The sequence below is a fragment of the Acidovorax sp. Root402 genome, assembly GCF_001425125.1.
GTDB lineage: Bacteria > Pseudomonadota > Gammaproteobacteria > Burkholderiales > Burkholderiaceae_C > Acidovorax > Acidovorax delafieldii.
In genome coordinates, this window is the sequence record NZ_LMDQ01000013.1 from 672,226 (window position 1) to 694,620 (window position 22,395).

23 protein-coding genes are annotated in these 22,395 nt (G+C 65.9%); 9 read left to right on the forward strand and 14 right to left on the reverse strand.

Going from position 1 to position 22,395, the window contains the following annotated elements:
• Positions 1 to 212: 212 nt before the first annotated feature.
• A complete protein-coding gene (locus ASC83_RS10485; RefSeq protein WP_056061637.1) occupies positions 213 to 1,793 on the forward strand; it encodes a methyl-accepting chemotaxis protein in 1,581 nt (526 codons plus the stop codon).
• Between the two features lie 89 nt (positions 1,794 to 1,882).
• Here ASC83_RS10485 and ASC83_RS10490 read toward each other — a convergent pair whose 3' ends face one another.
• From ASC83_RS10490 to tsaE, 3 genes are all read right to left on the reverse strand, one after another.
• Complete coding sequence (locus tag ASC83_RS10490; protein ID WP_056061641.1) at positions 1,883 to 2,224, reverse strand: cupin domain-containing protein; 342 nt, start codon at positions 2,222 to 2,224, stop codon at positions 1,883 to 1,885.
• A gap of 120 nt (positions 2,225 to 2,344) precedes the next feature.
• The gene (locus ASC83_RS10495) at positions 2,345 to 3,784 is read right to left on the reverse strand and encodes an N-acetylmuramoyl-L-alanine amidase (protein ID WP_056061643.1); all 1,440 of its coding nucleotides are present in this window, start codon (positions 3,782 to 3,784) and stop codon (positions 2,345 to 2,347) included.
• A 6-nt stretch (positions 3,785 to 3,790) separates the two neighbouring features.
• A complete protein-coding gene (gene tsaE, locus ASC83_RS10500; protein WP_056061646.1) occupies positions 3,791 to 4,321 on the reverse strand; it encodes a tRNA (adenosine(37)-N6)-threonylcarbamoyltransferase complex ATPase subunit type 1 TsaE in 531 nt (176 codons plus the stop codon).
• Positions 4,322 to 4,333: 12 nt separating this feature from the next.
• Between tsaE and queG the strand changes: the two genes are divergently transcribed.
• Positions 4,334 to 5,383, forward strand: coding sequence for a tRNA epoxyqueuosine(34) reductase QueG (queG, locus tag ASC83_RS10505; protein ID WP_056061650.1), 1,050 nt, complete (start codon positions 4,334 to 4,336; stop codon positions 5,381 to 5,383).
• A 90-nt stretch (positions 5,384 to 5,473) separates the two neighbouring features.
• Here queG and ASC83_RS10510 read toward each other — a convergent pair whose 3' ends face one another.
• Together ASC83_RS10510 and ASC83_RS10515 are read right to left on the reverse strand one after the other, a co-directional pair.
• Positions 5,474 to 6,121: a GDSL-type esterase/lipase family protein gene (locus ASC83_RS10510; protein ID WP_056061653.1), complete on the reverse strand. Its 648-nt coding sequence runs from the start codon at positions 6,119 to 6,121 to the stop codon at positions 5,474 to 5,476.
• Positions 6,118 to 7,023 carry an AEC family transporter gene (locus tag ASC83_RS10515; protein WP_056061656.1) on the reverse strand — a complete coding sequence of 302 codons (906 nt, stop codon included), beginning with the start codon at positions 7,021 to 7,023 and terminating at the stop codon, positions 6,118 to 6,120. The genes ASC83_RS10510 and ASC83_RS10515 overlap by 4 nt, the downstream gene beginning before the upstream one ends.
• A gap of 187 nt (positions 7,024 to 7,210) precedes the next feature.
• Between ASC83_RS10515 and ASC83_RS10520 the strand changes: the two genes are divergently transcribed.
• From ASC83_RS10520 to ASC83_RS10535, 4 genes are all read left to right on the forward strand, one after another.
• Positions 7,211 to 8,176 carry a tripartite tricarboxylate transporter substrate binding protein BugE gene (locus ASC83_RS10520; RefSeq protein WP_056061659.1) on the forward strand — a complete coding sequence of 322 codons (966 nt, stop codon included), beginning with the start codon at positions 7,211 to 7,213 and terminating at the stop codon, positions 8,174 to 8,176.
• A gap of 88 nt (positions 8,177 to 8,264) precedes the next feature.
• Positions 8,265 to 9,164: a site-specific tyrosine recombinase XerD gene (gene xerD, locus ASC83_RS10525; RefSeq protein WP_056061662.1), complete on the forward strand. Its 900-nt coding sequence runs from the start codon at positions 8,265 to 8,267 to the stop codon at positions 9,162 to 9,164.
• Between the two features lie 75 nt (positions 9,165 to 9,239).
• Positions 9,240 to 10,202 (forward strand): tripartite tricarboxylate transporter substrate binding protein, encoded by a 963-nt coding sequence (locus ASC83_RS10530; RefSeq protein WP_056061664.1) that lies wholly within the window; start codon positions 9,240 to 9,242, stop codon positions 10,200 to 10,202.
• Between the two features lie 50 nt (positions 10,203 to 10,252).
• Positions 10,253 to 11,236 carry a tripartite tricarboxylate transporter substrate binding protein gene (locus ASC83_RS10535; protein ID WP_056061666.1) on the forward strand — a complete coding sequence of 328 codons (984 nt, stop codon included), beginning with the start codon at positions 10,253 to 10,255 and terminating at the stop codon, positions 11,234 to 11,236.
• A gap of 83 nt (positions 11,237 to 11,319) precedes the next feature.
• On the opposite strand, the gene ASC83_RS10540 is transcribed toward ASC83_RS10535, so the two are convergent.
• From ASC83_RS10540 to ASC83_RS10550, 3 genes are all read right to left on the reverse strand, one after another.
• Positions 11,320 to 12,600, reverse strand: a complete 1,281-nt coding sequence (locus ASC83_RS10540; RefSeq protein ID WP_056061670.1) for an EAL and HDOD domain-containing protein — start codon at positions 12,598 to 12,600, stop codon at positions 11,320 to 11,322.
• A 101-nt stretch (positions 12,601 to 12,701) separates the two neighbouring features.
• Positions 12,702 to 13,967, reverse strand: coding sequence for an EAL and HDOD domain-containing protein (locus ASC83_RS10545; RefSeq protein WP_056061672.1), 1,266 nt, complete (start codon positions 13,965 to 13,967; stop codon positions 12,702 to 12,704).
• A 111-nt stretch (positions 13,968 to 14,078) separates the two neighbouring features.
• Positions 14,079 to 14,882 (reverse strand): ferritin-like domain-containing protein, encoded by an 804-nt coding sequence (locus ASC83_RS10550; RefSeq protein WP_056061677.1) that lies wholly within the window; start codon positions 14,880 to 14,882, stop codon positions 14,079 to 14,081.
• A gap of 113 nt (positions 14,883 to 14,995) precedes the next feature.
• Here ASC83_RS10550 and ASC83_RS10555 point away from each other — a divergent pair, with 113 nt between their 5' ends.
• From ASC83_RS10555 to ASC83_RS10565, 3 genes are all read left to right on the forward strand, one after another.
• Entirely contained in the window at positions 14,996 to 15,520 is a 525-nt protein-coding gene (locus ASC83_RS10555) for a gamma carbonic anhydrase family protein (RefSeq protein WP_056061680.1), read from the forward strand.
• 50 nt (positions 15,521 to 15,570) lie between these two features.
• The gene (locus ASC83_RS10560; protein WP_056061683.1) at positions 15,571 to 16,563 is read left to right on the forward strand and encodes an Hsp33 family molecular chaperone HslO; all 993 of its coding nucleotides are present in this window, start codon (positions 15,571 to 15,573) and stop codon (positions 16,561 to 16,563) included.
• A 198-nt stretch (positions 16,564 to 16,761) separates the two neighbouring features.
• A complete protein-coding gene (locus ASC83_RS10565) occupies positions 16,762 to 17,232 on the forward strand; it encodes a CZB domain-containing protein (RefSeq protein WP_056061686.1) in 471 nt (156 codons plus the stop codon).
• Here the strand turns inward: ASC83_RS10565 and ASC83_RS10570 are convergent.
• The 6 genes from ASC83_RS10570 to ASC83_RS10595 form a co-directional block, all read right to left on the reverse strand.
• Positions 17,213 to 17,731, reverse strand: a complete 519-nt coding sequence (locus tag ASC83_RS10570) for a hypothetical protein (RefSeq protein ID WP_056061689.1) — start codon at positions 17,729 to 17,731, stop codon at positions 17,213 to 17,215. The genes ASC83_RS10565 and ASC83_RS10570 overlap by 20 nt on opposite strands.
• 123 nt (positions 17,732 to 17,854) lie before the next feature.
• Positions 17,855 to 18,133: a septum formation initiator family protein gene (locus ASC83_RS10575; protein ID WP_056061693.1), complete on the reverse strand. Its 279-nt coding sequence runs from the start codon at positions 18,131 to 18,133 to the stop codon at positions 17,855 to 17,857.
• Positions 18,134 to 18,167: 34 nt separating this feature from the next.
• The gene (gene eno / locus ASC83_RS10580) at positions 18,168 to 19,454 is read right to left on the reverse strand and encodes a phosphopyruvate hydratase (protein WP_056061696.1); all 1,287 of its coding nucleotides are present in this window, start codon (positions 19,452 to 19,454) and stop codon (positions 18,168 to 18,170) included.
• A 99-nt stretch (positions 19,455 to 19,553) separates the two neighbouring features.
• On the reverse strand, positions 19,554 to 19,844 hold the full coding sequence (locus tag ASC83_RS10585; protein ID WP_056061699.1) for a DUF1330 domain-containing protein: 291 nt from the start codon (positions 19,842 to 19,844) through the stop codon (positions 19,554 to 19,556).
• A 3-nt stretch (positions 19,845 to 19,847) separates the two neighbouring features.
• Positions 19,848 to 20,705, reverse strand: coding sequence for a 3-deoxy-8-phosphooctulonate synthase (kdsA, locus tag ASC83_RS10590; protein WP_056061702.1), 858 nt, complete (start codon positions 20,703 to 20,705; stop codon positions 19,848 to 19,850).
• A 12-nt stretch (positions 20,706 to 20,717) separates the two neighbouring features.
• Entirely contained in the window at positions 20,718 to 22,376 is a 1,659-nt protein-coding gene (locus ASC83_RS10595; protein WP_056061705.1) for a CTP synthase, read from the reverse strand.
• Between the last annotated feature and the right edge of the window lie 19 nt (positions 22,377 to 22,395).

The following is a 22,395-nucleotide window of genomic DNA, read 5'->3' on the forward strand; positions in this document are numbered from 1 at the left end:
GTGGTCCCCAAACCGCGATAGCGGCTGAAGCTCGACCTGTGCCTCTACTGTCGCTGCCCGGCCGCGCGGTGGCTGTAGGCAGGCAAGGGTGCTGGGTGTAGGACAGGCGGCACAGGAGGAACTAAGGGTTTCCCTGCGCCTGTCGCTGTTGCCAACCGGGTTGCGCAGGCAGATCATTTCCTTGTCATACAAAACTTACACAAGGACACGCGATGACCCAGCACATCCAGCAAGCCGGCCGGGGCGGCGTGGGCACCCAGCTGACGGTGGCGCAGCAGATCGGGTTGATTGTGGGCGTGGCGGTGCTGGCGCTGGTGGTCGTCCTGGCGCTGAGCCTGGTGCGTGTGCAGCGCCTGGGGGCTACCGTGGATCAGCTGGCCACCGAGCAGGTGGAGCGGCTGCAACTGGCGCTGCGCTGGCGCAGCAACATCGCCGTCAATTCCACGCGTGTGTTCTCCATCGCCCAGACCGAGGGCGATGACCTCCAGAACTATTTCAAGGAGGCAGTGGCCGCCACCACCGCCGACACCAGCAAGGTGCAAAAGCGCTATACCGAGCTGGAAAACAGCCCGGAGGGCCTGCGCATCCAGGAAGAGCTGGCCACCATCCGCAAATCGTACCTGGAGTCGCGCGACAAGTCGCTGGAGCTGAAAAAGGCGGGTGACATGGCCCAGGCGCGCGCCTATGCGCTGGGCACGTTTGCGCCAGTGCTGGACAAATACAACGCTGTGGCCGACAAGATGGTGGATTACCAGGTGCGCCGCTCGGCCGAGCAGGCGGCCGAGGCGGCAGAGCTCATCCAGTCCTACCGCATGACCGTGCTGGTGGCGGGTTTGGCAGGGCTGGCGCTGCTGGTGGTGCTGTCTTGGGTGGTGGTGCAGCGCATCCGCCGCTCGCTGGGGGCGGTGAGCGCGGTGGCGCAGCGCATTGGCGAGGGTGACCTGTCCCAACCCATCGAGGTGCAAGGGCATGGCGAGGTGGCCGAGATGATGCGTGCCATGCAGGGCATGCAGACCTCGCTGGTGCGCATCGTGGGCGACGTGCGGCACAGCAGCGACAGCATTGCCACGGGCTCCAGCGAGATCGCAATGGGCAATGCCGACCTGAGCCAGCGCACCGAGGAACAGGCCAGCAACCTGGAGGAAACGGCCGCCTCCATGGAAGAGATCACCAGCACCGTGAAGAACAACGCCGACACCGCGCGCAAGGCGGCCACGCTGGCCGGCTCGGCATCGCAGGCTGCGGTCAAGGGCGGCGTGGTGGTGGGCCAGGTGGTGACCACCATGCAGGACATCTCGGCCGCGTCCCGAAAGATCACCGATATCATCAGCGTGATCGATGGCATCGCGTTCCAGACCAACATCCTGGCGCTGAACGCGGCGGTAGAGGCAGCCCGTGCCGGCGAGCAGGGCCGTGGGTTTGCAGTGGTGGCCAGCGAAGTGCGCAGCCTGGCCCAGCGCAGCGCCGAGGCGGCCAAGGAGATCAAGGCCCTGATCAGTGCCAGTGTCGAGAAGGTGGAGAACGGCACCCAGCTGGTGAGCAACGCCGGGCAGAGCATGGAAGACATCGTCGCCCAGGTGCAGCGGGTGAGCGACCTGATTGGCGAAATCTCCAGCGCCACGGGCGAGCAGACCATCGGCATCAGCCAGGTGGGCGAGGCGGTGATGCAGCTGGACCAGGTCACCCAGCAGAATGCGGCCCTGGTGGAGCAGAGCGCTGCGGCGGCTGACAGCCTCAAGCACCAGGCGGCGCGGTTGTCAGAGATCGTGAGCGTGTTCCGGCTGGGGCGCTGACCGCCTTCAGTGCCGCACGGTCTTCACCCCCTCAGGCCTTCGGGGCCCGGAGTGCAAAGAAGCCAATAAGCCAAGAGGCCGAAGAGGCCTCAGGTTTTCTCCGCAGGCTTGAGGCACATCGTCACCAGCAGTGAGGCAGGTTCTACCGCTTTGAGCGAATGCAGCGCGCGCGGTGCCAGGTGCACAAAGTCGCCGGGATGCAATTGCTGCACGCCCAGCTCGCTCGCAAACTCCACCACGCCCTCGATGCACTGCACGGTGGCCTCGCCGGGCGTCTGGTGTTCTTTCATGGATTTGCCCACGGGCAGGACCACCCGCATGACTTCGAGCTGGCCGGCTTTAAGGACGGCGGTGGTGACGGTGTCGGCCAGTCGTGCTCCCAGGGGACGCACGCTGACGATCTGACCAGATTGGGCGTGGGGCAGGGCCATGGCAGTTCTCCTTGCTGGCCAAGGCGCGGTGCGCGCCCGGCCGATGCCAGGCTACTGTGCCTGCAGTTTGCAGTGCGCGCAAGGTGGGCGGCGCGTCCCGCGCGCTATGTCCCTGCCTGCCTACACCGACCGGCTGCGCGCCAGTGGCGGGTTCTTGGCGAAGTAGCGCGTGATGCCGCGCATCAGCGCGTCGGCCAGCTGCTCCTGGTAGGCGCTGCTGCGCAGGCGCTTTTCTTCTTCGGGGTTGCTGATGAAGGCGGTTTCGACCAGCACGCTCGGGATGTCAGGCGCCTTGAGCACGGCAAAGCCCGCCTGTTCCACGCGCGGCTTGTGCAGCTTGCCCACGTTGCCGATCTCCCCCAGCAGCACGGTGCCGAGCTTGAGGCTGTCGTTGATCTGCGCGGTGGTGCTCATGTCCAGCAGCGCGCGCTGCACATGCTGGTCCTTGGACTGCACGTTGATGCCGCCCACCAGGTCGGCCTGGTTCTCCTTGTTGGCCAGCCAGCGGGCGGCCGTGCTGGAGGCCCCGCCCTGGCTCAGCGCAAACACGCTGGCGCCACGGGCCTCTGGCGTGGTGAAGGCATCGGCATGGATGGAGACGAACAGGTCGGCCTGCACGCGCCGGGCTTTTTGCACGCGGGTGCCCAGGGGCACAAAGTAGTCGCCATCGCGCGTAAGGTAGGCGCGCATGGGGTTGCCACCCACGGTGGTGGCGTTGATGCGGTCGCGCAGCAGATGGGCCACGCGCAGCACCACATCTTTTTCGCGGGTGCCGGAGGGACCGATGGCGCCGGGGTCTTCGCCCCCGTGGCCAGGGTCGAGTGCCACGATGATGATGCGGTCGGTCTCGGTGGCTGTGGGGCGGTTGCCAGGTCGTGAGGGCGCGGCAGGGGCGGCGCTGGGCGCGGGTGCTGCGGCCACCACGGGCGGTTGGGCTGTGGTGCCGGACTGCGCGGGGCCATTGGCGCGTTGCGCGATCAGGTCGCCCAGCGGGTCGTGCTCTGCGGCGCGGGCTGTGGCCGGTGCGGGCGATGGCGCAGGCGTGGCGGCCGGGCCGCTGGCATCGCGCAGGCGCTCGGCAATCAGTGCCTCCAGCGGGTCCACAGGCGCTGCGGGGTACAGGTCAAACACCAGCCGGTGGCGGTAGGCGGCGACGGGTGGCAGGGTGAACACCTGCGGCATGGCGGGCTGCTTGAGGTCCACCACCAGGCGCACCACCCCCGGTGCGTTCTGGCCCACGCGGATGCCCGCGATGTTGGGGTCGTCGGGTTTGACCTTGGCCACCAGTTCGCGCAGCTCGGGGCTCAGGTCGATGCCCTCGATGTCCACCGCCAGGCGCGGCGGCGAGGTCACGAAGAACTGCTTGGCCACCAGCGCGCCATCGGACTCGATGGTCACCCGCGAGTATTCGGGTGCGGGCCAGACGCGCACGGCCACGATGGTGGCGCCGCGTGCAATCTGCTGTGCGCCCAGCAGCAGCACCAGGCTGCTGGCGCGCAGCACGGCACGGCGCGATGGCTGGTAAGCGGCGTGGCGGTCGGGCAGGGTGGGTTCGTTCACGGTGTCTCAGAGAGCTTGCAGCAGGCTGCGCCCCGTGGCGGTGGGGGCATGCAGCGTGACCTTCCTTTCGGTGTCATCCATTGCTTCAATGTGGATAGCAAGGTCTGCAAGCGGGGTAAGCGCTGCGGCCTTTTCCGGCCATTCTGCCACCTTGAGACCGGGGTTGGCAAAAATGTCCCTGAAACCGGCGTCTTCCCACTCGCGCGGATCGTCAAAACGGTAGAAGTCGAAGTGCCAGATCGAGAGACCCGGCGCCTCGTGGGGCTCCACCACCGCGTAGGTGGGGCTCTTGATGCGGCCCTGCACGCCCAGCGCGCGCAGCAGGTGGCGCACCAGGGTGGTCTTGCCCGCGCCCAGGTCGCCGTGCAGGGTCACGAAGGCGTTGGCCAGCAGGGGCTGGGCGGCCAGGCGCTGGGCAAAGGCGGCGGTGTCTTCCTCGCTGTGCCAGGTGAAATGGCGCGTGGCTTCTGCAGGGGGGGGGGCCGCAGCATCGGTGCCGCTTTCTACAATCTGGCCGGTATGTGGTGCAACAGTCAACTCGTTCCTCAAATGCAGGAGTGGGCCCGCGAGCTGGGATTTTCCCAAATCGGCGTGGCGGGGGTGGACTTGTCTGCGGCCGAGCCGGGTCTTGCGGCCTGGCTGGCGCAGGGCTTCCATGGTGACATGCATTACATGGCATCCCACGGCATGAAGCGCGCGCGCCCGGCCGAGCTGGTGCCCGGCACTGTGAGTGTGATCACGGCGCGCATGGATTATTTGCCGCGCGATACCGCCAGGGATGCGCCCGGGGGCTGGCAGGCGGCCGAACTCTCACGCCTGCAGCGCCCGCACGAGGGCATCGTCTCCGTCTATGCCCGTGGCCGGGACTACCACAAGGTGCTGCGCGCCCGGCTGCAAAAGCTCAGCGACCGCATCGCCGAGGCCATCGGCCCGTTTGGCCACCGCGTGTTCACCGACTCCGCGCCGGTGCTGGAGGCTGAGCTGGCCGCGCGCAGCGGCCAGGGCTGGCGCGGCAAGCACACGCTGGTGCTCAACCGCGAGGCGGGGTCCATGTTCTTCCTGGGCGAGATTTATGTGGACATGGCGCTGCCCCAGAGCGAGCCCGTCACCCCGCACTGCGGCAGCTGCAGCGCGTGCATCGACATCTGCCCCACACAGGCCATCGTCGCGCCGCACCGCGTTGACGCGCGGCGCTGCATCTCGTACCTCACCATCGAACACGCCGGGCCCATCCCTGTGGAGCTGCGCCCGCTGATGGGCAACCGCATCTATGGCTGCGACGACTGCCAGCTGATTTGCCCCTGGAACAAGTTTGCGCAGGTTACCCGCCTGCCGGATTTTGACGAGCGCAAGGGCCTGTCGGGCCAACAGCTGGTGCACCTGTTTGCGTGGGACGAAGCCACCTTTTTGCGCATGACCGAGGGCGGCCCCATCCGCCGCATCGGCCATGAGCGCTGGCTGCGCAATGTGGCCGTGGCGCTGGGCAATGCGCTGCGTGCCACGGGCGATGGGGCCTTGCGCGCTGCGCTGCAGTCGCGGGCCGAGGATGCCAGCGCGCTGGTGCGGGAGCATGTGGCCTGGGCTCTGGACGCTGCTTGAGGGCGTTTTTGGAGGAAATTGCCTGGTAGCGCTAGTGCAATATGCCTTGGCAGCTATCAAAATAGGAGTAACGGTCGTTGTGCCGGGGCCTCACTGCACCAGCAGCCCCGTCTGCCGCAAAGTGCCCACCAGCCCCTGGGCGAACTCCGCATATCCGGCAGCGTTGGCGTGGATCTGGTCCGACCGCAACCGCTCTTGCGCCAGCACGCTCGACCAGCCTTTGGCATGCAGCGGGATCTTCAGCTCTGCGGCAACCTCCTCGTACAGTGGGTGGTCGCTCAGGCGGCCGGCAGCGGCCATGAGCGACAGTTCGGGCACAGCCACCAGCAGCACCTGGGCGCCGCTGGCCCGTGCCTCGGTGCAGATGCGCAGGATGTTGGTGCGCGCGGTGGCAGCACTCTGGCGCCGCAAAAAGTCATTGCCGCCAATGCCCACGATGACCAGCGCGGGCTGGTGCTGTTGCAGCAGGCCCGGCAGGCGCGCAAGCGCCTGGGCCGAGGTGTCGCCCGACACACCGCCGTTGACCACCTTCCAGCCCGTCAGGCGCGCCAGTTCGGCGGGGTAGGCGGTGTCGGCCGAGGCTCCCACGCCCGACGTGAGCGAGTCGCCCAGCGCCAGGACCGTGGCGCCTGCCGGGACGGCCTGGGCACGCGCAGGTTTGCGGCCGCAGGCGACCAGGCCGAACGCGGTGGCCAGGCTGGCGCCGAGCAGCCGCCTGCGGTTCAGGCCCCGGCTCATCGCAGCACCCCCAGTGCAAACGGCAGGCTCACGATGCCCAGCAAGGTAGACAGCGTGACCAGCCCCGCCACATACGGCCCGTTGTAGCCCATGCGCGCCGCCAGCACATAGCAGGTCGATGCCGTGGGCAAGGCTGCAAACGCCAGCAGCACGGTGGTCTGCACGGCATCGAGCCCGAACATGCGGGCCATGCCAAACGCCACCAGCGGCTGCACCAGGTGGCGGATGGCCAGCACCGACACGCTCAGTGTCTTGCCCCGCGTGAGCAGACCAAACTGCAGCCCCGCTCCGGCCGCCATCAGGCCCAGCGCCAGCGATGCAGCGCTGATGCGGCTGACCGTGGGCACGGCCCATTCGGGGATCTGGAAGCCCAGCAGATTGGCCACCAGCCCCGAGGCGGTGGCGATGATCAGCGGGTTGCGCAACAGCTCGCGCGCAAAGCTGTGCTGCCCGTGCCGGGCCATGGGCCACACCGCAGCCACATTGAACAGCGGCACGCACACGCCAATCAGCACCGCGATCATCAGCAGGCCCTGGGTCCCTGCCAGCCGCTCGGCAATCGCCAGGCCAATGAAGGAGTTGAAGCGGAACGCCACCTGCGCGCTGGCTGCATGGTCGCGCACATCGATGTGCTTGCCCACCCAGGGCCAGTGCGGCAGGCTGTAGGCCAGAGCGATGCCGATCACGCCCGACAGCATGCCCGCGCCAATCAGCCCCGACGCGGCGCCAATATCCATCGGGCTTTTGACGATGGACTGGAACAGCAGCACCGGGAACAGCAGGTAGTACACCAGACTCTCCACCGGCTGCCAGACCGAGCGGTTCAGGGCGGTGTACCGGCAGATCAGGTAGCCCAGGAAGATGAGTGAAAAGTCGGGGAGCAGAAGTTGGGCGTAGTTCACACACCGAGAATACTTGATGCATGGCAAGCCGCACGGGGGCTCCCGGCAGGCTGAATGGGGCAGGGGGACTGCCCACCCCCACTTTGTTTCTAGGGTTAGCCCTTATGTGGAATCCGCAGGGCGGTTTGGCGTGCGTTGGGCATACCATCTGCGCTGTTTGTTGTTACCCCGCACGAAGGAGATTTCCATGCATCGTCGTCAATGGCTTGCGCTGACCGTACTGGCTGCCGCAGCTGGATCGGCTGCCGCACAAGGCTACCCCAACAAGGTGATCCGGCTGGTGGTGCCCTTTGCACCCGGTGGCACCACCGACATCATTGCGCGCGTGATCGCCGAGCCCCTGGGCCGCGTGCTTGGCCAAAGCGTGATCGTGGACAACAAGGCCGGTGGCGGCGGCATTGTGGGTGCGGCCGAACTCGCCCGTGCCACGGCCGACGGCTACACGCTGGGCGTGGCCACCGTGTCCACCACCGCAGCCAACCCCGCCATCAACCCCAAGACGCCGTACAACCCGCTGACGGACTTCTCGCCCATCATCAACATTGCGGCCACCCCCAACATCATTGCGGTGAACCCCAGCTTCCCGGCCAAGGACTACAAGGCGTTTGTGGCGGAACTCAAGAAGTCGCCTGGCAAGTATTCGTACTCGTCGTCCGGCACGGGCGGCATCGGCCACCTGCAGATGGAGCTGTACAAGAACCTCTCGGGCACCTTTGTGACCCACATCCCCTACCGGGGCGCGGGCCCGGCCCTGAACGACACCGTGGCGGGCCAGGTCCCCATGATTTTTGACAACCTGCCCTCGGCGCTGCCCTTCATCAAGGAAAACCGCCTGGTGCCCATCGTCGTTGCGGCGCCCCAGCGCGTGGCGGCCCTGCCCAATGTGCCCACCTTCAAGGAACTGGGCCTGGAGCCGGTGAACCGCATGGCCTACTACGGCATCGTGGGTCCCAAGGGTCTGCCCAAGGATGTGGTGGACAAGATCAACGCCGGTGTGCGCAAGGCCCTGGAAGACCCGGCCGTGAAGAAGCGCATCGAAGACACGGGCTCGCTCGTGATCGGCAACACGCCCGAGCAGTTTGCAGAGCAGATCAAGGCCGAGTTCGCGGTCTACAAGGATGTGGTCGTCAAGCAGAAGCTGACGCTGGAATAAAAGACACCGCTTCCATCCACAGCCGCCTTCGGGCGGCTTTTTTGTGCCCGTGGAGTTGAATGCGTGCAATGCATGCTATGGTTTTTGGATGCTTGCTCCCAGTCTGAACGCCATCGACACCTTTGTGGACGCCCTGTGGCTGGAAGATGGCCTGTCGCGCAACACGCTGGCCGCTTACCGGCGCGACCTGACGCTGTATGTGCAGTGGCTGGCCGACCAGCAGCCCGCCCTGGCGCTGGACGACACGGCCGAACACCACCTGCAGGCCTACTTTGCCGCCCGCCATGCGCAGACCCGCGCCACTTCGGCCAACCGGCGCCTCACGGTGTTGCGCCGCTACTTTCACTGGGCGCTGCGCGAGCGGCGCATCACCGCCGACCCCACGGTGCGGCTGCAGGCTGCGCGCCAGCCGCTGCGTGTGCCCAAGACCCTGTCGCAGGCGCAGGTGGAGACGCTGCTGAACGCGCCCGACCTTGGCAATCCCCTGGGCCTGCGCGACCGCACCATGCTGGAGCTGATGTATGCCAGCGGCCTGCGCGTGACCGAGCTGGTCACGCTCAAGACCTACCAGGTCGGCCTGAACGAAGGCGTGCTGCGGGTGATGGGCAAGGGCAGCAAGGAGCGCCTGGTGCCGTTTGGCGAAGAGGCGCGTGCCTGGCTGGAGCGCTATCTGAACGAGGCCCGCGGCGCCATCCTGGGCGGGCAGCAGACCGACGACCTGTTCGTCACCCAGCGCGGCAGCGGCATGACGCGCGTGATGTTCTGGGTCATAGTGAAGAAGTGGGCGCAGGTGGCGGGTATCACGGTGCCCCTGTCGCCGCACACGCTGCGCCACGCGTTTGCCACGCACCTGCTCAACCACGGCGCCGACCTGCGCGTGGTGCAGCTGTTGCTGGGCCATGCGGATATCTCCACCACCACCATCTACACCCACGTGGCGCGCGAGCGGCTCAAGTCCCTGCACGCGCAGCATCACCCCCGTGGATAGCGTGCAACACCACACTGGCGTGGGCTGAGCGGCGCGCCAGACCGGTTTTCCCACACCACAACAAGGAGACATTGCATGAAAAAACTCATCACCAGCGCACTGCTGCTGGGGGCTGCCACCCTGGCCATGGCGCAGGCCTGGCCCACAGCCAAGCCCATCCGCCTCATCGTGGGGTACCCGCCGGGCGGCGGCATCGACTTTGCCGCGCGCACCGTGCAGGTGCCGCTGCAGGAGCTTCTCAAGCAGCAGATCGTGGTGGACTACAAGCCCGGTGCCGGCGGCATGCTGGCGGCGACCGAGCTGACCCGGGCCGCGCCCGATGGCTACACGTTGCTGCTGGCCAATACCGGCCCGTTCGCTATCGCACCGTACTTGCAGCGCAAGATGCCGTACGACCCGCTCAAGCAGTTCAGCTACATCGGCCAGATCAGCCAGGGCAGCTACATCGCGGTCACCCGGCCGGACCACCCTGCCAAGGACCTCAAGGAATGGGTGGCATGGGCCAAGGCCAACGCTGGCAAGGTGAACTTCGCATCGGGCGGTGCGGGCACCTCCACCCACCTGAATGGCGAGCTGATGAGCCAGGCGACCGGGCTGGATGTGACGCATGTGCCCTACAAAGGCAGCGCCCCGGCTGTTCAGGACTTGATCGGCGGACAGACGCAGTTGCTGATCGATGCAGGGCCGGTGCTGCTGCCGCAGGTCAAGGGCGGCAAGCTGAAGGCGCTGGCAGTGACGGGCCCACGCCGCGACCCGCAGTTGCCCGACGTGCCAACGGTCGCTGAACTTGGGCTCGGCGGCATGGAATCCGTCGGTTTCCAGGGGCTGGTGGGCCCCGCAGGCATGCCCAAGGAGGTGGTGGACAAGCTGGCCGCCGAACTGGCCAAGGTGCTGGCACAAGCGGAGGTGAAGGCCAAGTTCGCGTCCACAGGTTCGGAGGTACATTCTCTCGGGCCCACGGAATTCTTCGGCTTTGTGAAGGGCGAGAACGACAAGTGGGCCAAGCTGATCCGCGAGCGCAAGCTCGAACTGGATTGACGGGTGGACCGGACGGCCGCCCATCGAACTCTTCTCCATTGGCTCTCACCATGAATCTGCATTTTTCTCGCCGCCGGTTGGTGGCTGCCGCTGCGGTCGCGTTGGCGGCCTCGCCCGTCGTGGCTTCGGCCCAGGCGTGGCCCGCCAAACCCATCCGCATCATCGTGGCCTACCCGGCGGGGGGCGTGAGCGACAACGTCGCCCGCGCGCTGGCCGACAAGCTGGCCATTCAGCTGGGCACCCCCGTGGTCATTGAAAACAAGGCAGGCGCCAGTGGCAGCCTGGGCGTGGACGCGGTGGCCAAGGCGGCGCCCGATGGCTACACGCTGGGCTTTGCGGCGGTCAGCCCCCTGGCGCTCAATCCGCACCTGGGCAAGTCCCCTTTCGATCCGCAGAAGGACATTGCGCCCGTGGTCAGCGTGATGTATTCGCCCGTGCTGCTGCTGGGCACGCCGGCGAGCCGTGCGACCGACTTCAAGGACCTGATCGCGCGTGCGCGGGCTCAGCCCGGCACGGTGCGATGGGCCACGTCGGGGCAGGCGTCGCTGGGGCACATCATGCTGGAGCAGATCCAGTCGGTGGCCCAGGTGCAGATCACGCACATCCCCTACAAGGGCGGCGGCCAGCAGATGAATGACGCGCTGGGCGGGCAGTTTGAGGTGCTATCGACCAACGCCGGCCCAGCGGTGCTGCAGCACATCCAGGCGGGCAAGCTCAAGCCGCTGGCGGTGGGGGCTCCGGCGCGGCTGGATTCGCTGCCCCAGGTGCCCACGCTCGCCGAGCTGGGTCAGCCTGCAGCCAATCTCTCGTCCCTGTTTGGCCTCTATGCCCCGGCCCAGACGCCCAAGACGGTCATCACACGCATCAATACCGAGGTGAACAAGGCGTTGGCCCTGCCAGACATTCGCGCCAAGCTCGATGCCACTGACAACGTGCCCACGGGTGGCACCACGGCCGAGTTCGCGCGCCAGATTGCGCTGGAGTCCGAGAACAACGCGCGCATCATCCGCGCGGCAGGAATTCAGGGCAACTGACCGTGTGCAGGGGTGTTGAGCCCCAGAAACGCCACAGGCCCTGTCAAAGCAGGGCCTGTGGGCTTTTAAGGGGAAGGCCGGGACTATTCTTCGTTCAGGCTCTCGGCCCAGGTCAGCGCCTGCAGGTGGGCCCAGTTCACCTGGCGGTTGGACAGGTGCAGCGCATCGGCGTTCTTGGCAAAGGCCACTTCATCGCCGCTTTCGCAGGCTTTGGTCAGCTCCAGGAACGGGGCAAACACGCCGGTGCCACGCAGCAGGGCGTCCATCACGGGTTCGGGCAGAGCCACGGACTCCAGCGCCTTTTCGAGCGGCACGCCCAGCATGGTGTCCAGCAGCGAGAACACGCCAACGACGAAGGCGTTGTCGCATTCTTCGGGCGGCAGCAGCTCGGCAGCCAGCAGCTCCATCAGGCGGCCGCGCACCACGGCAGTCTGGCCCACGGCTGGTGGTGCACCACCCGCACGCGAGGTGGTCATCAAGAGGGCCGCCCAGCGGAACAGCTTTTTCAGCCCCAGGATCATCACCGCGTGGCGGAACGAGGTGATCTCGCACGACAGGCCAAAACCCGACGAGTTGATGAAACGCAGCAGGTTGAAAGACAGGGTGGGGTCTTTCTTGAGCAGGTCTTCGATCTCCGCCGTGCTGGCCTGTTTGCGCACGAGGTTGATGAGCTGGATGATGGTGGCCTGTGAGGGGCGGATGGTGGTGGCCTTGACCAGCGAGGGATGCGCAAACCAGTAGCCCTGGAACAGCTTGACGCCCAGATCGCGCATCAGCTCGTATTGCGCAGCCGTTTCGACCTTTTCGGCCACCAGCGTGGCCTTGCTGTGGGTGGTGGCAAATTTGACCAGGGGGGCCGCCAGCTCGGGCTTGAAGGCCTGCATGTCCAGCTTGATGAACGCCGCCATCGGCAGCCAGCTGGTGTAGGCGCGCTTGAGGGCCTGCTGGTCAAACGCGAGGCGAAAGCCACGTGTGCGCAGCGCCTCCAGCGTGGGCACGCGGCCTTCGATTTCTTCGGGGGTGGCGCTGTCGGGCAGCGGTGGCACCTCCAGCACCACCTTTTCGGGGTGGATCAGCTCCAGGTGGCCGCCCGAGAGGCTGTCATGCGTGCAGTTGATGAACACCGTCTTCTTGCCGACCAGGGCCTCGGTGCCCGCGTAGGACAGGGCATTGAACAGCAGGGCTGCATCGCTGGCGGCGGTGTGTGAGTCGGACGCGGTGGAGCGGTCGAACAGCTCGTAGCCATAGACCGCGCGGCTTTCGTCCACGATGGCCTGGCGCGCAATGATGGCAAGGTTCTCGTCCACGGGATCGACCACAGGCGCTGCGGCGTCCGGGGTGTCTTGTTCGGGTGTGCTCGACATGGGGTCCACTGAAATGAAGGGCTGGCGATCATTCTAGACCGCCGGGCGTTGGCAGAGAACCAAAGTCTGACCGGGGGCCGCCAGTGTGGCGGCGGTAGCTGTCAGTCGCTGATGTGGTCGGCCCAGGCCAGCGCCTGCAGGTGGGCAAAGTTGATCTGCTGGCTGGTCAGGTGCAGCAGGCCGGCAGCGCGGTCAAACACGGCGTCGTCGCTGGACTCGCAGGCCTCGGCCAGGGTCAGCAGGTCACCCAGGAAGCCTTCGCGCCGCAGCAGCGCGGCCGCCACGGGTTCGGGCACGTTGAGCAGGCCAATGGCCGACTCCATGGGCATGGAGAGCATCACATCCAGCAACGAGAAGATGCCCACCACAAAGGCCTGGTCGGCTTCCTCGGGGGGCAGTGTCTCCAGTGCCAGCAGCTCCATCAGGCGCCCGCGCACCACGGCGGTGTGGCCCACCGACGACGGCGTGCCGTTGTTGCGCGACGCGGTCAGCAAAAGCGCCGCCCAGCGGAACAGCTTTTTCAGGCCCATGAGCATCACGGCCTGGCGGAAGGAGGTGATCTCGCGCGACAGGCCAAAGCCGGCGGAGTTGATGAGGCGCATCAGGTTGAAGGCCAGGCCCGCATCCTTCTTGAGCACCTCTTCGATCTCGTCGGTGCTGGCCTGTTTGCGCACCTGGTTGATCAGCTCGATGATGCTGGCCTGCGACGGCGTGAGCAGCTTGGTCTCGACCAGGGCAGGGCGGGCAAACCAGTAGCCCTGGAACAGCTGCACCCCCTGGCTGGACACCATGTCGTACTGCTGGGCCGTCTCCACCTTCTCGGCGATCAGTTCGGCCTTGCAGTGGCGGCCCGCGTAGCTGATCAGCACCGCGAGCTGGTCAGGTGCCAGCACCGACAGGTCCAGCTTGATGTAGTCCGCCAGCGGCAGCCACGGCGCGTACGCCGACTGCAGCACCGTGTGGTTGAAGGCCAGGTGAAAGCCCCGGTCGCGCAGCTCGGTCAGGATGGGCAGGCGCGTGGCGACCTCTTCGGCGGCCGCATGGCCCAGGGGCGGAATCTCCAGCACCACCTTGTCGGGGTCCACCAGCTCCAGGTGGCCGCCCGACAGGCTCTCATGGGTGCAGTTGACGAAGATCAGCTTCTTGCCCACCAGCTCCTCGGTGCCGGCGTGCGACAGGGCGGTGAACACCAGGATCACGTCGGTGGCGGCCGTGTGGGCGGCTCCGCTGCGCGAGCGGTTGAACAGCTCGTAGCCCACCACCACCTGTTGTGCGTTCACGATGGCTTGGCGCGCAATCATGGCGACCGACGATTGGTTGCCCGGTGGTGGCGCGGGCGGTGTGCCAGGGGTGAAGGCTTGGGTCATGGGCGTGGGCTTGGAGTTCTTGAAAGAGGGTGCGCTGGCCCGCTGGGGGCATCGCCAAGAATTGTAGGAGCCATCGTATTCCCCTCGGATCGTCAACACATGGCTTGGTGATTAGGCCTGCTGCAGCCAGCGCAGCTCGGCGTCGCTGAAACCGGCGCTGCGTCGCGCCGACTCATTGAACGGTGGCTTCAGTCGGGGGGCTTCGTACCGCTGCACCAGCGCGCCGTAGAGGGATTCCGGGTCCTGGCCCGCGCGGTCGCACAGCCAGCGGTACCAGTGGTTGCCGATGGCGACATGCCCCACCTCGTCATGCAGGATCACGTCCAGGATGGCAACGGCGGCCAGGGCGTCGGGCGTGCCCACCTGGCGCAGCTTGGCCTGGATCTGCGGCGTGGCGTCGAGCCCCCGGGCTTCCAGCGTGCGAGGCACCAGGGCCATGCGGGCCAGCACGTCGTGCCGGGTTTTCTCGCACATGGTCCACAGCCCCTGGTGGGCCGGGAAGTCCCCATAGTCGTGGCCCTGGCTGCGCAGGTGGTCGCGCAGCAGCCTGAAGTGCTTGGCCTCTTCGGCCGCCACGCGCATCCAGTCCTGGTAGTAGGTGCGGGGCATACCGTCAAAGCGCCACACGGCGTCCAGCGCCAGGTTGATGGCGTTGAACTCGATGTGGGCGATGGCGTGGATGAGGATGGCCCGGCCCTCGGGGGTAGCGGGCGAGCGGCGGGCCACCTGGGTGTGGCGCAGCAGTTCGGGGCGCTCGGGACGGCCGGGCAGTGCGTCCGGGTCGGTGGGGGCCGCAGGGGTAGTATCTGCTATCGAAAGCGTAGCTGCCTGGGCATACAGGTCTAGCGCTGCAGCCGCTTTTTGTTCGGGGTCTGCCAGGCACAAGACCTGCAGTGCACGGTGGCGAAGCTCCATCCTTACAATTCTAGGCCTTGCCATCGGCACCAAGGCTTGCGCTTTGTAACGATTGGCGACCTCTCAGGGCGCGCCATGGCGTGCCGCTTCTTTTGTTTCAGCGGAGTGGGTGCATGGCAATTTACGAACTCGACGGTGTGGCTCCCCAAGTGGCGGCGTCGGCCTGGGTGGCCGACAGCGCGCAGGTGATGGGCAATGTGGTGCTGGGTGAAGACGCCAGCGTGTGGTTCGGCACCGTGGTGCGCGGCGACACCGAGAGCATCACCATCGGCGCAGGCTCCAACATCCAGGACGCGAGCGTGCTGCACGCCGACATCGGCAAGCCCCTGGTGGTGGGCGAGCGGGTGACGGTGGGCCACCAGGTCATGCTGCACGGCTGCACCATCGGCGACGAATCGCTGATCGGCATTGGCGCTGTGGTGCTCAACGGCGCCAAGATCGGCAAGAACTGCCTGGTGGGTGCGGGTGCGCTGGTCACCGAGGGCAAGGAGTTTCCCGATGGCTCCATGATCATCGGCAGCCCGGCCAAGGCCGTGCGTGAACTCACCCCTGAGCAGATCGAAGGCCTGCGCCAGAGCGCCCAGCACTACATCGACAATGCGCGCCGCTTCCAACACGGCCTGCACAAGATCGGCTGAACGCCCCCCACCGGCGCTCGCTGCTGCTATTTTTCTCCTGGAATCCCTGCGTGTCTGAACTCCACAAGTTTCTTTTCGATGGTCTGCCCGTGCGCGGCATGATCGTGCGCCTCACCGATGCCTGGACCGAGATCCTGAAGCGCCGGGCGGGCAACACCGCCACCGGCGCCTATCCCGCCCCCGTGAGCGAGCTGCTGGGCGAGATGGCGGCCGCCGGCGTGCTGATGCAGTCCAACATCAAGTTCAACGGCGCGCTGGTGCTGCAGGTGTTTGGTGATGGCCCCGTCAAATTGGCCGTGGCCGAGGTGCAGTCGGACCTGAGCCTGCGCGCTACAGCCACCGTGAATGGCGAGGTGCTGCCGGAAGCGAAGCTGAGCCAGATGGTCAATGTGGGCGGCGGTGGCCGCTGCGCCATCACCCTGGACCCCAAGGACCGCCACCCCGGCCAGCAGCCCTACCAGGGCGTGGTGCCACTGCACGGCGACCACCACGAAAAGCTGGAGCGTCTGTCGGACGTGCTGCAGCATTACATGCTGCAGTCCGAGCAGCTCGACACCATTCTGGTGCTCGGCGCCAACGACCAGGTGGCGGCAGGCCTCTTGATCCAGCGCATGCCCATCAAGGGCGAGGGCAATCTGGCCGCGGGCCTCTCGCACCGCGAGAACGAAGACCAGATCGGCCACAACGAGGACTACAACCGCATTGCGCACCTGGCTGCCAGCCTGACCCGCGAAGAACTGCTGACGCTGGACGTGGACACCATCCTGCGCCGCCTGTTCTGGGAAGAAAAGTTGCTGCGCTTTGAACCCCAGCAGGGCGCCAGCGGCCCGCGTTTTGCCTGCACCTGCAGCCGCGAGCGCGTGAGCAACATGCTGCGCAACCTGGGCGCTGAAGAGGCCGAGAGCATCCTCGCCGAGCGCGACGACATCGAAGTGGGTTGCGAGTTCTGCGGCCAGCAGTACCGGTTTGATGCCGTGGATGCTGCGCAGATTTTTGTCTCGCCCGCCGCTGCTCAGCCCCCGGGGCCCACAGGCATCCAGTAGCCGTCTGCAGCCTCCATCGGGCGTGGTGGTCGGCTGACCATCGTTGACAATCGCCCCCGCCATCCCCGCCTAAGATTCCTGGGTCACCCTGCAGCAGCGCCTGTCGCTGCGAGGGGCCGGCGCACAAGGTTCGATCGCAAGGCCTGTGTGCGTTCAAGCGATCACATCCGGTCGCGCAGGAAATGAACGAGGGGTGTCATGCAGTTTCTTCGCCGTGTTCTGGGGGGCCACCGGGCCAGCCCGGCTACGCCTCCGCTGGCGCTGTACGACAGCGCGGCGGCACCCGACTCGCGGCGTGCCGATACCCTGCTCGCCGCGCTGGACATCGACGCCGCCATCAATGCCCACGAGCGCTGGAAAGACCGCCTGATGGACTACCTGGAGGGCCGCACCTCCGTCGGGCTGGACCCGGCGCTGGTGCGCCGCGCTGACCATAGTGCGCTGGGCCGCTGGTTGCACGGCGTAGGCGGCGAGTTGCTGGGCGACCAGCCGGCCTATCCGCTGCTGGTGGCGCGCTACCAATACTTTCATGAGCAGGCCGCCACCCTGGTGGAACTGGCCCAGCAGGGCGAATGGGACCGGGCTGTGCAGGTGCTCAACGGTGGTTACCGCTATGGTTCCAGCCAGGTGGTGTTGCTTCTCAAGGAACTCAAGCGCGGTCTGGCGTGATGGCTTGCGGCGGTGTCGTATCCCGCTGCTCCACGAGCGCCGTGAACAGTCGATGCTCACAAGCCGGGTCGCTGCACTTTTCGCAGTTCCAGGCGCGCAGCCGGGCTGCTCTGGGCGTATTTTCAGTATCCCATGCGGACCTTGCGCTAGTGGAATATGCCTGTGGTGCTATATTTTGTATAGCAATAAGCGCGTTGCGAGTGCGCTGCTCGCCCGTTCCGTACACCACGCGGTAGGGTATCGCCGCAGCCGCCAGGGCCGCACGCAGCCGGGTATCGCAGGCCTCCTGCGCAGTCCGTTCCTCGGCAGGGCAGGGCTGGTCGAGACCCATCAGCAGGGTCAATGCCACCGCGCCGGAGTCTGCCTGCGGCGTGGGCGGGGTGTGGGCCAGGTGCGGGTGGTGCAGGGCGATATGTGCCGTGCCGGGAGTGATCTGCTGCTGCAGCGCCTGTGCCAACGCCTCCACGCCCGTGTAGGGCGCGCCCAGCAGGGCAATCAAGGGAGTGGGGGGAGAGGGCGGCCGCACGGGGGTGAATGAAGCGCAGGCCTTGGTCAATGGCTGCGTTGTGGGTGTGGACGGTGCGGGGTGGTCCAAGGCGGCTGAGTGACCCCGCACGGCAGATCAGCGGGGTGTGAACTGCACGTACACCTCGTTGGGCTTGACCATGCCCAGCTCGCTGCGCGCCTTTTCTTCCACCATATCGAGGCCTTCCTTGAGGTCGTGCACCTCCGAGGTCAGCCGCGCATTCGCCTGGCGGGCCTGTTCGTTGGCCGCCTTCTGCACATCAATCTGCCGCTGCATCGCATTGACGCGCGGCACGCTGCCCCGCCCCAGCCAGAGCTGGGCGTGCAGCGCTGCCAGCAGGGCCAGCAGGATGACGGGGACGATGCGGGAGACCAATGGAGGGCTCGCTCAGGCGAGGGCTGCCAGGGGCTCAGCGCAGGTTGTAGAACGCAGCGCGGCCAGGGTACTGTGCGATCTCGCCCAGGTCTTCCTCAATGCGCAGCAGCTGGTTGTACTTGGCGATGCGGTCCGAGCGCGACAGCGAGCCGGTCTTGATCTGGCCCGCATTCGTGCCCACCGCGATGTCGGCAATGGTGCTGTCCTCGGTCTCGCCCGAGCGGTGCGAGATCACGGCGGTGTAGCCAGCGCGCTTGGCCATCTCGATCGCAGCGAAGGTCTCGGTCAGCGTACCGATCTGGTTGATCTTGATCAGGATCGAGTTGGCAATGCGCTTGTCGATGCCTTCCTTCAGGATCTTGGTGTTGGTCACGAACAGGTCGTCACCCACCAGCTGCACCTTGTCGCCCAGGCGTTCGGTCAGATGCTTCCAGCCGTCCCAGTCGCCTTCGTGCATGCCGTCTTCGATGCTGATGATCGGGTACTTGTCCACCCAGGCCGCCAGCATGTCCGTCCACTGCTGGGCGGTGAGCTTGAGGCCGCCTTCGCCTTCCAGCACATAGTGGCCGTCCTTGTAGAACTCGCTCGCAGCGCAGTCCAGGCCCAGGGCGATCTGATCGCCCGCCGTGTAGCCCGCAGCTTCAATGGCTTGCAGGATCAGACGGATGGCTGCTTCGTGGTTTTCCACGCTGGGGGCAAAGCCGCCTTCGTCGCCCACGGCGGTGCTGATGCCCTTGTCGTGCAGGATCTTCTTGAGCGCGTGGAACACTTCGGCGCCCCAGCGCACGGCTTCGCGGAACGTGGGCGCGCCCACCGGGATGATCATGAACTCCTGCAGGTCCAGGCTGTTGTTGGCGTGTGCGCCGCCGTTGATCACGTTCATCATGGGCACAGGCAGTTGCACGCTGCCCATGCCGCCCAGGTAGCGGTACAGGGGCAGGCCAGACTCTTCGGCGGCGGCGCGGGCCACGGCCATGGATACGGCCAGCATGGCGTTGGCGCCCAGGCGGCTCTTGTTCTCGGTGCCATCGAGGTCGATCAGGGTCTTGTCCAGGAAGGCCTGCTCGGAGGCATCCAGGCCCAGCACGGCTTCGCTGATCTCGGTGTTGATGTATTCCACGGCCTTGAGCACGCCCTTGCCCAGGTAGCGGCCCTTGTCGCCGTCGCGCATTTCAATGGCTTCGCGGCTGCCAGTGGAGGCGCCCGATGGCACGGCGGCCCGGCCCATCACGCCCGATTCGAGCAACACGTCGCATTCGACGGTGGGGTTGCCGCGGCTGTCCAGAATCTCGCGACCGACGATGTCAACGATGGCACTCATGGTTTTCCTTTTGCAGAAGTTTTAAATCAAATAAGTCTCTAGCGCCTTCTGTATAAGCGCTAGCAGCTATTAATTGGTGAGCGATTTGGGTGTGTGCGCTCAGACGCCTTCGACACACACCATGCGCATGACGGCGGCGCCTTCGCGGGCGGCCTTGGCTTTCTGGTACTCGGGCGTGTCGTAGAAGGCGCGAGCGGCTTCAAAGCTCGGGAACTTGAGGATCACGGTACGACCGGGGTTCCAGTCGCCCTCCAGCACTTCGACCTTGCCGCCACGCACGCAGACTTCAGCGCCGTGGGCTTGCATGGCCAGGGTGCTCCACTTGCGGTACTCGTCGTACTGCGTGGGGTTGGTGACGGTGACGGATGCGATGACGTAACCACTGCTCATGTCTCAAGCTCCAAAGTTGTTTTCGAGGAATCCGCTTTTCTTGGTGACATCGTCCAGGGCCACCAAGGTCTCCAGCAGCGCCTTCATGTGCTTGAGCGGTACGGCGTTGGGGCCGTCCGACCAGGCCTCGGCGGGGCGGGGGTGGGTTTCCATGAACAGGCCCGCCACGCCCACAGCCACGCCGGCACGCGCCAGCACGGGCACCATGTCGCGCGCACCACCGCTCACGGCGCCCAGGCCGCCGGGCTTTTGCACCGAGTGGGTCACGTCAAACACCACGGGTGCGCCGGAGTTGCGCATCTCGGCCAGGCTGGTCATGTCGGCCACGAGGTTGTTGTAGCCAAAGCTCACGCCGCGCTCGCAGGCCAGGAACCGGTCTTCCGACAGGCCGACTTCGGCCGCTGCAGACCGGGCCTTGTCGATGACGTTCTTCATGTCCCAGGGCGCCAGGAACTGGCCCTTCTTGATGTTCACCGGCTTGCCACTTTGCGCCACCGCGCGGATGAAATCCGTCTGGCGGCACAGGAACGCGGGTGTTTGCAGCACGTCCACCACGCTGGCCACTTCGGCCACATGCGAGGCGTCGTGCACATCGGTCAGGATGGGCAGCTGCAGCTGGCGGCGCACTTCATCGAGGATCTTCAGGCCGGCCTCCAGCCCCACACCACGCTTGCTGGTGCCCGACGAGCGGTTGGCCTTGTCGAACGAGCCTTTGTAGATCAGCGGAATGCCCAGTGGCGCGCAGGCTTCCTTGAGCTGGCCTGCGACATCGAGCGACATCTCCAGGCCTTCAATGGAACAGGTGCCTGCGATCAGAAAAAAGCGCTGGTCCAGGCCGACGTTGAATCCGCACAGCTGCATGGTGAGGTCCCCTTAGGCTTTTTTCGCGGCTTGCTGGTGTTCCACGGCCGCCTTGATGAAGGCATTGAACAGCGGGTGGCCGTTCCAGGGCGTGGACTTGAACTCGGGGTGGAACTGCACGCCGATGAACCAGGGGTGCACGGTTTGTGGCAGCTCCACGATTTCGGTGAGTTCTTCACGCTGGGTCAGCGCCGAGATCACCAGGCCCGCCTTGCGCAACTGGTCCAGGTAGTTCACGTTGGCTTCGTAGCGGTGGCGGTGGCGCTCGGTCACCACATCGCCGTAGATGCTGTGGGCCAGTGTGTCCTTGGCCACGTCCGAGCTTTGCGCGCCCAGGCGCATGGTGCCGCCCAGATCGGAGTTTTCATCGCGCTTCTTGATGGTGCCGTCTGCATCCTTCCACTCGGTGATCAGTGCGATCACGGGGTGGGGCGTGGTGGGGTCGAACTCGGTGCTGTTGGCGTTGGCCAGGCCTGCCACATGGCGTGCGTATTCGATGGTGGCCACCTGCATGCCCAGGCAGATGCCCAGGTAGGGCACCTTGCGTTCGCGGGCAAACTGCGCCGTGGCGATCTTGCCTTCCACACCACGCTGGCCGAAGCCGCCGGGCACCAGAATGGCGTCGTATTTGGCGAGCTTGGCGGCTGCATCGGCGCTGTCGATGGTCTCGGAATCGACATGGTCGATCTTCACGCGCACATGGTTGCGCATGCCGGCGTGGCGCAGGGCTTCGTTGACCGACTTGTAGCTGTCCGACAGGTCCACATACTTGCCCACCATGGCGATGGTGACTTCGCCCTGGGGGTGTTCGGTCTCATGCACCAGATCGTCCCAGCGCTTGAGGCTGGTGGGCGGGGTGTTCAGGCGCAGCTTGTCGCAGATCAGGCCATCGAGGCCCTGCTCGTGCAGCATGCGCGGCACCTTGTAGATGGTGTCCACGTCCCACATGCTGATCACGCCCCATTCGGGCACGTTGGTGAACAGCGAGATCTTGGCGCGCTCTTCCTCAGGAATACGGCGGTCGGCGCGGCACAGCAGGGCGTCGGCCTGGATGCCGATCTCGCGCAGCTTCTGCACCGTGTGCTGGGTGGGCTTGGTCTTGAGCTCGCCCGCTGCCGCGATCCAGGGCAGGTAGGTCAGGTGCACGAAGGCCGCATTGTTGGGCCCCATGCGCAGGCTCATCTGGCGCACGGCTTCGAGGAACGGCAGCGATTCGATGTCGCCCACGGTGCCGCCGATCTCGACGATGGCCACATCCACGGCATCGGGCGTGCCAATGCCGGCGCCGCGCTTGATGAATTCCTGGATTTCGTTGGTGACATGGGGAATGACCTGCACGGTCTTGCCCAGGTAGTCGCCACGGCGTTCCTTCTCCAGCACGGACTGGTAAATCTTGCCCGTGGTGAAGTTATTGGTTTTCTTCATGCGCGTTTCGATGAAACGCTCGTAGTGGCCCAGATCCAGGTCGGTTTCTGCGCCGTCATCGGTCACGAACACCTCGCCGTGCTGGAACGGCGACATGGTGCCCGGGTCTACGTTGATGTAGGGGTCAAGCTTGATGAGGGTGACTTTGAGTCCCCGCGATTCGAGGATCGCGGCAAGGGAGGCTGAGGCGATTCCCTTACCGAGGGAAGACACCACACCGCCGGTGACGAAGACAAATTTGGTCATGTCTTTTTTGGTGGTGGGA